The organism is Paenibacillus sp. RS8 (genome assembly GCF_041956825.1).
In the GTDB taxonomy this organism is placed as follows: Bacteria; Bacillota; Bacilli; order Paenibacillales; family Paenibacillaceae; genus Paenibacillus_AQ.
The window spans coordinates 5,482,751-5,496,521 of the sequence record NZ_CP168131.1; the positions used below are offsets into that span (position 1 = coordinate 5,482,751).

General features: G+C 44.2%; 10 protein-coding genes. All 10 read right to left on the reverse strand.

Annotated elements, in window-relative coordinates:
- Position 1 precedes the first annotated feature (1 nt).
- The 10 genes from ACDZ28_RS25920 to ACDZ28_RS25965 all read right to left on the reverse strand — a co-directional run bounded on the left by ACDZ28_RS25920 (position 2) and on the right by ACDZ28_RS25965 (position 13,673).
- Positions 2–2,341: a DUF5682 family protein gene (locus ACDZ28_RS25920; RefSeq protein WP_375103135.1), complete on the reverse strand. Its 2,340-nt coding sequence runs from the start codon at positions 2,339–2,341 to the stop codon at positions 2–4.
- Positions 2,341–3,435, reverse strand: a complete 1,095-nt coding sequence (locus ACDZ28_RS25925) for an AAA family ATPase (protein ID WP_375103136.1) — start codon at positions 3,433–3,435, stop codon at positions 2,341–2,343. The genes ACDZ28_RS25920 and ACDZ28_RS25925 overlap by 1 nt, the downstream gene beginning before the upstream one ends.
- A gap of 6 nt (positions 3,436–3,441) precedes the next feature.
- Positions 3,442–5,319, reverse strand: coding sequence for a HEAT repeat domain-containing protein (locus ACDZ28_RS25930; RefSeq protein WP_375103137.1), 1,878 nt, complete (start codon positions 5,317–5,319; stop codon positions 3,442–3,444).
- 39 nt (positions 5,320–5,358) lie between these two features.
- On the reverse strand, positions 5,359–6,798 hold the full coding sequence (locus ACDZ28_RS25935) for an SWIM zinc finger family protein (protein ID WP_375103138.1): 1,440 nt from the start codon (positions 6,796–6,798) through the stop codon (positions 5,359–5,361).
- 235 nt (positions 6,799–7,033) lie between these two features.
- Positions 7,034–8,128 (reverse strand): NADH:flavin oxidoreductase, encoded by a 1,095-nt coding sequence (locus ACDZ28_RS25940; RefSeq protein ID WP_375103139.1) that lies wholly within the window; start codon positions 8,126–8,128, stop codon positions 7,034–7,036.
- A 75-nt stretch (positions 8,129–8,203) separates the two neighbouring features.
- Entirely contained in the window at positions 8,204–8,683 is a 480-nt protein-coding gene (locus ACDZ28_RS25945) for a hypothetical protein (protein WP_375103140.1), read from the reverse strand.
- A 151-nt stretch (positions 8,684–8,834) separates the two neighbouring features.
- Complete coding sequence (rhaD, locus tag ACDZ28_RS25950; protein WP_042128469.1) at positions 8,835–9,680, reverse strand: rhamnulose-1-phosphate aldolase; 846 nt, start codon at positions 9,678–9,680, stop codon at positions 8,835–8,837.
- Positions 9,681–9,727: 47 nt separating this feature from the next.
- Positions 9,728–10,984, reverse strand: coding sequence for an L-rhamnose isomerase (gene rhaA, locus ACDZ28_RS25955; protein WP_375103141.1), 1,257 nt, complete (start codon positions 10,982–10,984; stop codon positions 9,728–9,730).
- Between the two features lie 43 nt (positions 10,985–11,027).
- Positions 11,028–12,494 carry a rhamnulokinase gene (rhaB, locus tag ACDZ28_RS25960; protein ID WP_375103142.1) on the reverse strand — a complete coding sequence of 489 codons (1,467 nt, stop codon included), beginning with the start codon at positions 12,492–12,494 and terminating at the stop codon, positions 11,028–11,030.
- A gap of 27 nt (positions 12,495–12,521) precedes the next feature.
- The gene (locus ACDZ28_RS25965; protein WP_375103143.1) at positions 12,522–13,673 is read right to left on the reverse strand and encodes an iron-containing alcohol dehydrogenase; all 1,152 of its coding nucleotides are present in this window, start codon (positions 13,671–13,673) and stop codon (positions 12,522–12,524) included.
- Positions 13,674–13,771: the final 98 nt, after the last annotated feature.

Below are 13,771 nucleotides of genomic sequence, written 5' to 3' on the forward strand. Positions count from 1 at the left end.
GTCATATATCTCCAAAGTCAAAATCATTCAAATCCTCAATCATTTTTGCTTCGGCCTCCTTCAGCTCGCCCGTCAGAATCTCAGCAACTTGCTCAGTGTTCACGCCCCACAATTCACCTAGCAACTCAGCAATCATAGTCTTTTCTCTTGGCTCAAAGGTACTGAAGGCTCGCCGCAAAAACACTAAAGCACGCACAAATTCATCATCATCCAAAGAATTAATATACTCGTTCAATTGTTCCCACAGACTTAATCGGGATAAAAGTACATATCGATTACGCATAGACATCCCTTCGAACCAGCCTGCTCCAAGATCTGCAGGAATACCCGGTGACAGTCGTCTCGATACTTCTTCTGAACATTGCTGTGCAGTTATCGCATTACGTTCTAACAGTATGGAACATGCTACTCCAGACAAGCGCGGACTGCAGTCATCTCTTTCCGATAAATGCTTCAGCTCTTGTATCCACAACAGCTCATCAACTTCCTCACTATGCTCCATAGCTGTCTGATTCAGTATGTTCATAGCTTTTAGCATCTCACCCGATGCTTCATCATTACATTGACTCGCATCCAGCAAGAACAGACACGCTCGTCTGTACAATTGTTCTAGCAGCGGAATAAGCGGCTTGGTATCTATCCGGCGAACGTCGCCATACTGAATCAGAAGGGATAACTCATGAATGGATGCAGCGATTTGCACTACATCTCTAGTATCAACAGCTAAGCGCTGAAGTGTTTGCCGTCCTGCTTCCATCTGGTTCAGCATCCCGCACTCATAAGCCGTTCGAATAAGTGCCGACGCTTCCGCAATTGTACTGCTGTGATCTAATTTTTGCTGCAATACATAGGCTGAAGCAATCTCAATCGTTTCTCCAAGCAGCGTAGATTCAACGACTTGAATCTCGACTTCAGGAGACCACCTCATGACCCAATGCTCTGCCCAAGTTGCGCCAGTCTGACCACTTGCTCTTATGTTCACTAGATCGATTCCAAGTGTTCTGAGCCTATGAAAAAGAAAAGAACGGTTTAAATCCAGATAAGCCGCTTCCTCAGAAGACACTCTTCGATTCTCCCGGAGATCTAATTCAAGATCATTTGCTACAGGGGTCTTATACTTCTCAAGCTTCAAGCGTTTTAATTGCCGATTCAGATCATCCTGAATTGGCGTCTGACTAATCCCCTCTGCCAGCTCACCAATAGCAGTACCGATATCTGTACGAGCAAGTGCTTCAGCGATTACGCTAAGCTCTCCACGCCCCAGCAAGGTCAGTGCCGCATCTCGCAAATCTCTTAACGTCGGCGCACTTCCACCGTGAAGGGCAGCTAATGATTCTGCTAAGCGCACAGCTTCAATAATTTCTGCTGTAGAGCGATGTGTCCCGCTATTGCGCAAATATCTAGCTACAGTAGACAGATAGTGATGCGGTAAGTCATCAAGTGAACCGTTCATCATACGTTCCCACATCATTTGATAATAATGAGGTGCCAGGTTCCCTGCTCCATAGCCTGACAAGGAAGATAGTTTATAATACGTATAGGGCATAAGAGTTAGCTTGGTATTTAGTGAAGGAAGATCGTCTATCTCCTCATCGGTCATACCGGTGGCCAGATCAGAAAGTGCCGCTGTATGGTAAGCTCCACATACAACAACGATCTTATGTGGTTGATGACCAGCGGTGATTGTATCCTGAATCTGACGACGCATATAAGCTTCACGAATCGTGTTGTGTGCATATTCTATTACGTTGTTATGTCTTTCATTCTCTTCCGACATCTGGCGCATTTGGGATGAGAAAGAAATGATCGCTTCCTGATATGCACCCTTGTTAGTGTTGTGTTCGAAATTGCGCTCCCAATACATATCATAATCTAGCTCGCCAGCCAGCTCTGCTATTCTTTCATAGAGAGAAACCTCCTTCGGAGCCTTCTCGTCTGAATCGTTAACTTCGGATCCCTCGCTCTGTTTAGCAGAATCTCTGTTACGGGTTCGTATATCCTGCAACGCGATAACTACTGAAGAGGGTAAATCTATAAAAGCTGTATGAGCTCCCTGCTGCTCCGCCCATTTCATCGCTTGATATTCGGGGGAATATACCGCAAGCGGCCATAAGGCTGTACGAACAGGAACTTCTTCCGTAAACGCTAAAATAGCTATCGGAGGTTTGGTTGTCGTGTTGAGGATATGGCGAATCTCAGTAGTAGCATCTGCTGGCCCTTCAATTAAAACAGCTGTGGGCTCTATCTCATCAAGGTAGCTTAATAGATGCTGCGCACCACCAGGAGACAAATGCCGCACCCCAAAAAAATGTACGCCAGCTCCAGTAGTTTCGCTCTCCACTAGTTCATCTCCTTACAAGCCGTATATAACCCCCGCCAATCTGCGCCGCGTTTCTTCATTATATTGTCGAGATACTCTCTCCAGACAAGCTGATCCTTATCATCATCCTTCACAATGGCACCTTGCAGTCCGGCGGCCAGATCCTCGTCTGTCAGTTCTCCATTACCGAAGCTTGCGGCCAGCGCCATACTATTCGTTAAGAGTGAGATCGCTTCAGCTGTGGAAATTACCCCTGCAGGAGACTTCACCTTCTCCTTCTTATCCAAGGTCATCCCGCTGCGCAGCTCACGGAAGATCGTCACGACCTTATGTAAAGCCTCATCTGCAGGAAGTGCAGCTTGTAAATCGTAGGAGGAAGCAATTTCACGGACCCGTTTCTTCACAATCTCTACTTCAGTATACAAATCCGCAGGCGCTGGAAGGACAATAATATTAAACCGCCGCTTCAAGGCAGTTGACATATCATTGACACCACGGTCTCTTGTGTTAGCTGTTGCAATAATCGAGAAGCCTTTACGAGCGCTCATCTCCTTGCCTAGCTCAGGCACTGAAATTGTCTTCTCTGATAAGATAGAGATCAACGCATCTTGTACCTCCGATGCACACCGAGAAATTTCCTCGAAACGTGCGATGCCCCCATCCTCCATTGCTCGCATAATGGGACTTTTTACTAACGCTTCCGGAGTTGGGCCTTGTGCAAGCAGCATCGCGTAGTTCCAAGAATAACGGACCTGCTCTTCACTCGTACCCGCAGTACCTTGCACGACCAGTCCTGATTGTCCATAGATAGCTGCTGATAAATTCTCAGATAACCATGACTTGGCTGTACCCGGCTCACCAATTAATAACAATGCACGATCGGTTACCAGTGTTGCTATCGCCATCTCTATTAATCGCTTGTTACCAATGTACTTAGGTGTAATCTCGGTACTCCCTGCTTTACCGCCAACTATAAACTTCAGGACAGATCGAGGCGACATCTGCCATCCTGCCGGTATCTTACCAGTGTCCGCTTTACGAAGCGCTTCCAACTCCTGTGCATACAATCTTTCTGCTGGAAGCCTCATAATATCTTGTAATAGTTCTTGACTCATCGTCAGCTACACCTCTTCTATTGGGTTTGATGGTCCTTGCATGAGGCGAATGACATACTCAAGTTGGTCTTCTGCAGCCTCACTGAATCGAGGTAGAACAGTTATTATTCGACTCGCAAAACTTACTGGAAGCTGACATAGCTGCTCAAACGTATACGGTTCAATTAATCGACATTCTGTATTTCTGTCATCTTCCAAAGCTACTAGGAGAGCCTCTTGCAGGCGTTGTTTACTTATCCCCGAACGCTCTAAACCCATCAAGAGAATATTGGCAAACCGATGGCGAAATTCAGGATTATCAGTCAATTTACGAAGCAAATACTGCATTGCTTTAGGATGTCCCGGCCGTGCAAAGGCACTTACCAGCTCGTATTGATCCAGCTCTATAAAAACATCAAGCCAGCGTGAATCCCATTGAATAGCTAGTACCTCAGACGACTGCATTTCGATTTTATACATATATTGAATCTGGTCTGCGGGTGAATTCCAAACTGCATCATAGGTTCCATGATATCGCTGAACTGCAATTTCAGATATTGTGCGCAGCAATTGCTGCGCCATAGAAGAAGCATGGTTAGTTGAAGATGGCGCATAATGCCTTAAAACATCAACGTATTGTTCATACACTCGTTCCGGCGGAAACAAGAGATAAGCGTCTTTGAAAACATCATTTACGTATCGTCTGTTGTTTTTAAAGTAGATAAGATTCCGCTCAAGTGTTCGTTGTAATGCACCTTTAGCTTCCTCAGAGTCAATCTGTCTTAAATAGGAGGTCGCCTCTTCGATCAATGCATTCCAGCTCAACTGGTTCATATATAATGGATACTGCTCAAGTATATTTAAATATAATTTTTCTAGTTCAGGACTATGTTTATAAGATAGTACCCTAATATAATGGACTACTCTGTTCCATAATCCATCTATTTTTTTCTTATCGTCCTTCATTTCCGGGACAGTTTGAAGCATATCTGAGACCTCTTCAACAAGTCGGTTCGTGAGCTCTTGGGCTTGACACTGCCTCAGTGCAGGGACGACCAGTTCACTATCTTTTCCGGTAAATGCCTCATATAGCCGATTCAGCACACTCGCCGAGTCACTCTTAGCCAGCGCATTAAAGGCAGCTTCACGAATCTTTTTCTTCTTATCTTTACTCCAAGCTAGCAAATCTTCTTCATATCGTTCCTTGCCCGCAAGCAGAGAAATAGCCATGGCTCGAACATCCTCTGATCCTGAATCTGCAGCTTGATAGACCAGATCCTGAACGCTATCACCACCTAATGTAGCAATTACGTACAGCTTTCTCGTCTCTACTATTCCTCCTGTTAGATCAAATTGATCCCTGAGGATGGGAATAATCCGAGGTCCATAGGCTGGCAGTATCTGCTTCATCACAAGCTCTGCAATCTCAACATATGGATCTTGGAGAGCTGCTATCGCGGGATGAATCATGCGGAGATCTTGAAATAGTCCAGCCTCATAAGCTTCCTTTATAATCTCATATCGTCCTCCGCCACGAGTACTTAGTGCCAACTGTACGGCTGACAACTTGCGATATGAGAACTGGGTAGGTAATCTTAATGGATGAACTTGTACTTCCAACAATTCGCCGTCAGGAGAAGTTACTCCCTGAGTATGCAGCACCGAGCTGAGTAGCACACTTAGGTCTTGCAGCTGCTGAGCCGATGAAGATCCTTCGGAAGGTTGCGATGCAATGACCAAAGCGATTCCCTCACCTAATCTTTTGAATATGGGAGCACGTTCGCCTAACTGTTGAAACTGTGGCAATAGCCGCTTTAAGCGGAAATCCTCAGCAGCGAGCTCACTTCCAGCGATATAAAGCCGCTTTACTTCTTGATGAAGCTCTTGTAGTAATGCTGTACTCATGGACATTCCCCCCATTATGTATAGCGCTAACCCTATTTTTTAATATAAGAGTCGAATCATTTCCTTCCCTTTGATAAGTGTTAAAGGCTGCGCTTTCAATCGTCCTGTATCCAGTTGGTGTTCAAACATAAGTAACATCGTCGTGTCCGATAATTGATCAGATCCAAAGTATTGAAGCAGCGGCAGTGTGTCCTGATCGAGTGCTGCTACTTGATCTAACACTAGATGCTGACCCGCTACGTCCGTAATAACGAACTGATCTTGCTGAGACTTACTTATTTTATTCACATGTAGCAACAACACTGGGTTCTTGTCTGCTAGCGGATTCTTTAACTGATTCTTAATTTGTTTGAAGCTTTCAGAATAAGAACGAGATGCGGTAGCGGCAATCCATTCCAAATCCTGATTGCTTAACGGGCGCGTTGACATATTCTCAAATCGGACCCGTCGATTACGGTCACCAGGGTAATAATATAAGAAAGGAATGACTGCAACTTCGGTAAAACTATCCTCTTCATGAATATACTTAGCTGCTTTATAAGGACGATATTGGAGGGTACGATGTATATCACCCGTTGACTTTTCTATCCAAAAGCCTAAGTCAACATATTCCTGTCTGGCTGCATCATCATAGCTGACAAATGAAAGCTGGATCAACTCCGCATCCTGACTCATTAGACCGAATTCCTTAAGCTCCGTTAACTGCCAAGCATGTCCAAGCCATTCTTCTATCGTAGAGTCATAATTCAAAGCCATATCCGTGTCCTCAAGCTTCATCGTTAGATGTGCGCGACCTTTCTTGATAAACGCATGAATTCTTGTTAGTTGCTCAATAGCTAATGTATAGGTCTTCTCACGGTTGTCAGGAGAGGATAGTAATAAGGCTAATCGTCTTAACTCAATCTGTGCTCCGGTTAAGTAAAAGTTGCCCATCATCTTCACATGCTCCTGAATTTCTTTAACACGTTTAGTGTCTAGAGTTCCGAGACCTGCGCGTATAAGCGATAGAGTCAGTTTCTCAAGTACAGCTAAGCCCTCCAGTTGAGCTCCAATCTTCTTCTTGAGTGCGGACTTATTCACTTTCTTAGGCTTAGGAGTAGCTCCTTCTGCAACAAGTTCAGACTTACGTTCCTCACGCTTACTCATCTTCTCCCGTTTAGCGGCAAGCTCCTCAGGAATCATTGCAGATACGAAGATCTCCTTGCCTACATAGGCATACAGCAATCCGAGAACATGCTTACATGGGATCTGCCTACTTGGACAAGTACAGCGCATTACCGGTTTGTCAGAAACAACAAAATCAGCAGATGGAAAATAGTTGCTGCTACCGCTGCCTCCACATTCTCCAAACAGAACCACTCCGTCTTCCGACTGATTCAATTGGACGAATCGTTTCTTCTTAACTAGCCCTTGCCCGTTCTTAATCGCAGCACTGTTAGGTGCTAGAGTATCAATGAAGACTTCTGTGATATCTATCAACCTATATCCTCCTAACCTATAATGCTTTTTAATATCTATGATCATATTAAGCCTTAATGAAAATTATTCTATAAAAAGGGCTGTACATAACAAGCATTATTCCGAACCTTTAAAACGATTATATTTTATTATTAGGCCGCCTCTTTTGCAATGTTTGTGTGACTCTAGTGATTTTATCAAAAGGGCGGCCTTTCTCCACTAACCATACAAGGAAACCAATGTTAAATTTCTAACTTTATAATAAAGTTTTTGTCGATTCCGCCGTAAATGGTATGATCTCATCTATAGCACCGCTTTGAACTTTGGCAGGCCAAGCTGGATCGCTTATCAGCGCCCTACCAACAGCAACCAAATCAAACTCCTCACGTTCCATTCTTTCCAGCAGTTCTTCTATATTATCTTCAGACTGCTGAGCTTTGTCTTCTGCGAAAAAATCACTATGAAGACCGATAGAACCCACCGTAATACACGGTTTTCCTGTGATCTTCTTAGTCCAGCCAGCAAGATTAAGCTCAGATCCTTCAAATTCAGGTTGGCTGAAGCGTCGAGTGGAGCAATGAAAGATATCTACACCTGCGTTACTTAGCGGTGTTAAGAAGCTTTCAAGCTCATCTGCATTCTTTGCCAGCTTCTCATCATATGCGCCCAATTTCCATTGAGAGAAGCGTAGCACGATCGGAAAATCTGGTCCAACCGCTTTACGGCACGCTTCAATAATCTCTACAGCAAATGTAGTTCTGCCTACCAAATCGCCACCGTAACGATCCGTCCGTTTGTTAGTTCTTTCCCAGAAGAACTGGTCAATCAGATAACCATGGGCGCCGTGAATCTCGATCCCGTCAAAACCCACTTTTTTGGCGTTCGTAGCCGCTTGTGCGAATGCTGAGACTAAGCTTTCTACTTCAGCAGTAGTCAGTGGCTCTGTTACAGGTTCTCCTGCTAAATCCAGACCTGAAGGACCTACAGGAAGGGCTTCAACATTTGGTCCTTCCCCTTTCGTACGTGTCATTCCCACATGCCATAATTGGGGAATGATCTTACCTCCAGCTGCATGAACCTCTTCTACAACCTGCTTCCAGCCCTCTAACGCCGCTTCTTCATATAGATTGGGAATATTGGCGTGGCTGACTGCCGAAGGATGATTAATGGCTGTACCCTCGGTAACGATCAATCCTACTCCACCCTCTGCCCGTCTGCGGTAATATGCCGCAATATTACTTCCCGGTACACCATCCGGTGAGTACACGCGTGTCATTGGTGCCATGACGATTCGGTTCGCTAATGAAAGATTCCCCACTTGCAAAGATGTGAATAAAAGTTCAGTATTCATAAATTACCTCCATTTGATAAATTGATTACTTAAAGTAAGTTTAATTATGTACCCAAAAGATGGAAAACACAAATTTTAAAGTTCCTTATTTTCGTATAATCTGATAACTTTGTTCTGATGTAACAGCAACTTCGCTTCAAACTCATATCGATTATTTTCAAAATCCTGTGTCCATTGATACATCTTTTTTAACATCCTAATATCCGATTTATAATGACACTTCTCAATGCCCATTTTCTGCTTAAGAAACCGAACGAAAATTCTAATTTTACGCTTCCACAACGGTGTATCAAGAAAAATTATTGTATCTGCCATTTCATATAGACATTGATAGGATTCCCGATCCGTGCCTTCAAAAATCCAAGCTCCATCCTGATCAATCTCCATAATCACCGCAACCTGTTCTTCTGGTGAGCGTTTTCTCCTTCCTTCCGATGTCTGATGATGAACAATGGCATCCAATTCATACCAAGGAATATTTATTTGGTTAGATAATCGCTTTGCCAATGTGGTTTTACCACTAGCTACAATACCAATGATAAGAACTTTGTTCATATGATCTCCTTATAAAACCCTGTGACAATTTGTACGATTAACGCTACTAAATTCTGTTCATAAATTCAATGCGTAATTTAAAGAAAGAATCATAAAAAAAACCGGACCTCGCAAAATCTGCGAATGCCCGGTTCTTATATCTATGAAATACTTAAACCTCAAGAATACCAGCTTTAGGTGTTACTCCGAACGCCTTAGCTAAATCCCACAGCTGTTGATCCGTGATCTTTTGTTTAATTTCTCTGCCGCCAATCAGGTTGTAGATCGTTGCGGCCTTTTCAACAGTCTCCACAAGCCCGAAGGTAGCATCCATAGTGGAGCCAGTGCCGAAAATCCCGTGCTGCGGCCAGATCACTAAGCGGTGATCCTTCATTTTCTTAGCGGTTTCGCGGCCGATTTCACTGCTTCCAGGAACGATCCACGGAATAACACTGACGCCATCAGGGAAAACAACAAGGCACTCTGTACACATTTCCCACAGCGTCTTTGTAAACTTTAATTCGTCCAGATCATGGGTGAAAGTCATTGCGATAACATTCGTAGCATGTGTGTGCAATACGATGCGATGTGTAGGGTCCACCTTTAGTCGTTCAATATGACTCATGAAATGAGATGCCAATTCACTAGTAGGTACAGCTCCGTTCCGTAATCCCCATAACACTTCTACGCTTTCCCCATTAGCGCTAACACGAAGCACACCAAGATTCGCTTCCGGGTCTTTGATCACATTTCTGAAATATTTGCCTGACCCCGTCACGATGAAGTATTTGCCCGCTAATTCCTTTACAGGAAAAGTAAGCTTAATGGTGCGAAGCGGCTCCAGCACGTTAATATATTTTGCAACCTCATTCTCATCTAGCAGATAGCTGACATTACCACCATTTAGCTCATCCCAGCCTAGCTCCCACATATGACGAGTAATCTCTGACATCTCCTGAATAAACGGAGCCTCACTGCTTGCGATATATCCTTTGGATTCTAATACGGATGTACTCATGTCAATCTCTCCTTTGTATATGTTGCTCTCATATCCACTCTAACGCTCTATCTTGTTAACAGAACTTCCTGTTCATAACTTTTCACTTCAGCCAGCCATTGCTCCCGAACGGGTGTATCTTGGGAAGCACAATAGTAATCCCACACGGCTCCAAACGGATACGATTTGAATTCTTCCACCAAAGCTAGTCGTGAAGTGTAATCACCAGACAACTCGATTCGCTTCAGTTCTTCCACAGGTTCGAGCATAGCGCGAAGTAATGCCTTAATAGTATTGCGTGTTCCAATCACCCAAGCAGCGATATGATTAATGCTCCCATCAAAGAAATCCAATCCTATATTCGTTCGGGAGAGTAAATCTCCTCGTACCAACTCACGGGCGATCTCCATCAACTCGTCATCCATCGTTACAACGTGGTCACTATCCCAACGAACAGGTCTACTAACATGTAGCAGCAACTGCTCACTAAACATAAGAATCGACGATAGCTTATTCGAGATCATCTCTGTAGGATGGAAATGCCCGGCATCCAGACAAATGGTTTTGCCGCGAGTTAATCCATAGCCCATATAGAACTCATGTGATCCAACTACATAACTCTCAGATCCAATTCCGAACAATTTACTTTCTAAAGCATCGATATTATAAAGAGGATCTATTTCCTCACTAAAAATCTCATCCAGCGATTCCTTTAAACGCACTCTCGGAGCTAAACGATCGACTGGTGTATCTTTATATCCGTCTGGTACCCAAAAGTTAGTCACGCAAGGTTGACCCAGTTCCTTACCAAAATGCTCAGCAATCGTGCGAGAAGCCTTACAATGCTTAATCCAGAAGTTACGAATCTCCTCATCCCAATGACTAAGCGTAAAACCATCTGCTGCTTTCGGATGCGAGAAACAAGTAGGATTAAAATCAAGACCCAGCCCCTGCTCCTTCGCCCAGTCTACCCAAGATTGAAAGTGGCGTGGTTCTAATTCGTCCAGGTCCACTTCTTCATCTGTATCCGCATAGATAGCGTGTAAATTCACTTTGTGCTTGCCAGGAATAAGAGTTAATGCCTTCTCTAAATCTTGACGAAGTTGATCTGGCGTGCCAGCACGGCCGGGATAACTACCCGTTACCGCTATTCCCCCGCCTAGTTCTTTATCTTTAAAAAGAAACCCTTGTACATCATCGCCCTGCCAGCAATGTATGGAAATCTTAATTTGCGCGAGCTGCTCCAGCACTTTCTCCACATCAATACCGTGGGCTGCGTATAGTTTTTTGGCTTCGTTATAACTAGTGATAATACTCTGGTCCATGCTGTAGTTCCTCCTAAAATCATATAACGTATGTTTAATTTAATTAGATTTGATATTGTATTGTGGACAACTGAAGCTCTTTCCACCGACTTAGAATGTCTTCAAGATGAGCGGTCGGGCGCGGTGTATACGACTTTATCTCAAAGGATTGACCGATAATTTCTCTTGCTTCATGAATATCCGAAATGCTTCCCGTGCTAATCATCTGCACCACTATATTTCCAAGCGCTGTGGATTCCGTTGGGCCAGCCTTCACTTCTCTGCCTATAACATCAGCAGTCAGTTGGCATAACAGACTGTTGTTAGCACCTCCCCCAACAATCTGCAGAACCTCGATACGGCTTTCTATCAGCTCTTCTAATCCTTCCAAGGAAGTAAAGTACGATAATGCTAAGCTATCAAAAATGCAGCGGGCCAACTGGCCCGGTGTTTCTGGAACTCGCTGCCCACTCTCTGAGCAAGCACTACGGATTTCATCTATCATATTTACCGGATTGAGAAATCTTGGATCATTACAAGAGATCAGGCTTTGGAAGCCTTCCTCTCCTTGTGCAAGTTCTGCTAGCTCCGCAAAGCTGTAACGTCCGTCCATCAGCCTGCGAACCTCTTGGATGAGCCAAAGGCCCATAATATTTTTGAGGAAACGGTAAGAGCCGTAGGCGCCCCATTCATTGGTGTAGTTAGCCTCCATGGCCTTCATAGAATTAAGAGGCAGAGTTCGTTCTACTCCCAGTAAAGACCATGTACCGCTGCTAATATACGCGAAGTCCTTTTGGAGAGGCGCACCCAGCACTGCAGATGCTGTATCATGTGTGGCTACACAGATCAGTTGGCAATCCGGAAGATCATAAGTCTGTACTAGAGCTTCGTCGAGAGGACCAAGAACCGCTCCCGGTTCAGTCAATGTAGCAAACTGTTCTCTCTTAATATTTAGAAATTTCAACAGATCGTCGTCGAAATCTCGACTGTCCAGATTCAACAGCTGTGTTGTAGATGCGTTAGTAACCTCATTGATTTTGCGACCGGTGAGTCTGTAATACAGATAATCAGGCACGAGTAGAATTTGATCTGCCTCAGCTAATTCTTCTTTACTATGAACATAAAGCTGGTACAACGTATTGATAGATAATTTCTGGATTCCAGTCTTTTCATATATGGCTTGTGCTGAAATATACTTTTCCACCTCATCCATAGCCAGATCGGTTCTACGATCACGATAAGCGAAAACTTCCTGAACACGGTTTCCCTCTGCATCCACAAGTACATAATCTACAGCCCAAGTATCTATACCCAGTGTACACGCTGTGATGCCTTGAGCCTTGGCTTTCTGAAGCCCTATAATGATCTGCTCGAATAAATAATCGATGTCCCAGAAACAGGAATCCTCCTGTTCTGTAAAACGATTGCTAAACCGATGAATTTCCACTAAGGTGAGAACACCCTCTTGAAGTATTCCGCGTACTAGCCGCCCACTAGAGGCACCAATATCGACGGCGATATGATTATTCATAAAGAATCTCCTATAGTAAGGGATGATTTATAGTATTTTTTTGAAAAGTGCAATGACTTCTTCTTTCGTAGGAATAAAAGGATTACCTGGTGCACAAGCATCCTTCATGGAGTTCTCTGCTAAAAGATCAAGATCGACCTCTTCCACTCCAAGCTCGGATAGTTTAGATGGAATTCCAACTTCTGTAGACAACGCTTTGATCGACTCGATGACAAAGTCAGCGCACTGCTTATCGGTTTGATCCTCAACGTTTAATCCAATCGCTTTTGCAATAGCTCTGAATTTCTCGGGTACGTATTTGGCATTCTCTTCTTCCACATAAGGAAGCAACATTGCGTTACATACGCCATGTGGCAGATCATATACACCGCCAAGCTGATGCGCCATCGCATGTACATATCCAAGACCTGCATTATTGAAAGCAAGACCGCCTAAGAAAATCGCATACACCATTTGCTCACGAGCCTCAATATCATGGCCATTCTTCACGGTACGGGCCAAGTTAGCGAAAATAATCTCTACAGCTGCAAGTGCGGTAGCATCCGTTACCGGATAAGCGCCCGGTGTTACCAGTGCTTCGATCGCATGAGTCAGAGCGTCCATTCCTGTCGCTGCCGTAAGCGCAGCGGGTTTATCAACCATAAGCTCAGGATCATTAACTGAGATGGTAGCAATGCTGTTCTTATCTACCATTACCATCTTCACTTTACGTTCTTCGTCTGTAATTACATAGTTAATCGTTACTTCTGCTGAAGTGCCAGCGGTAGTATTAACTGCAACGATCGGCAACGACTTATGCTTCGACTTGTGTACGCCCTCATATTCTTTGATGTGACCGCCATTCGTGGCAATAATCCCAATCGCCTTGGCCGTATCCTGTGGCGAACCACCGCCGATGGAGATCAGATAGTCACAATTCTGTGCTTGGAGATAATCCACCCCGTTATGAACATTATTACAGGTCGGATTTGGTTTCACTTCATCATAGATGGCATATTCAATCCCCGCTTCATCCAATACTGCCAGCAACTTACCGGCAATGCCGCTCTTCATTAGGAATTTGTCTGTGACTACAAGTGCCTTCTTCAAATTCAGTTCTTGAATGTAAGGACTAATTTCCTGCAAGCATCCCTTGCCCATAATATTGATCGATGGAACGTAAAACACATGTGTGCTCATTTCATGACCAGCCTCCTAATGTGAATTCATCAACACCCAAGTGATTCACTTGCTCTGCAAGCTAGAGTATATTTTTTCGTCTTTAGCGCCTCTGGCTG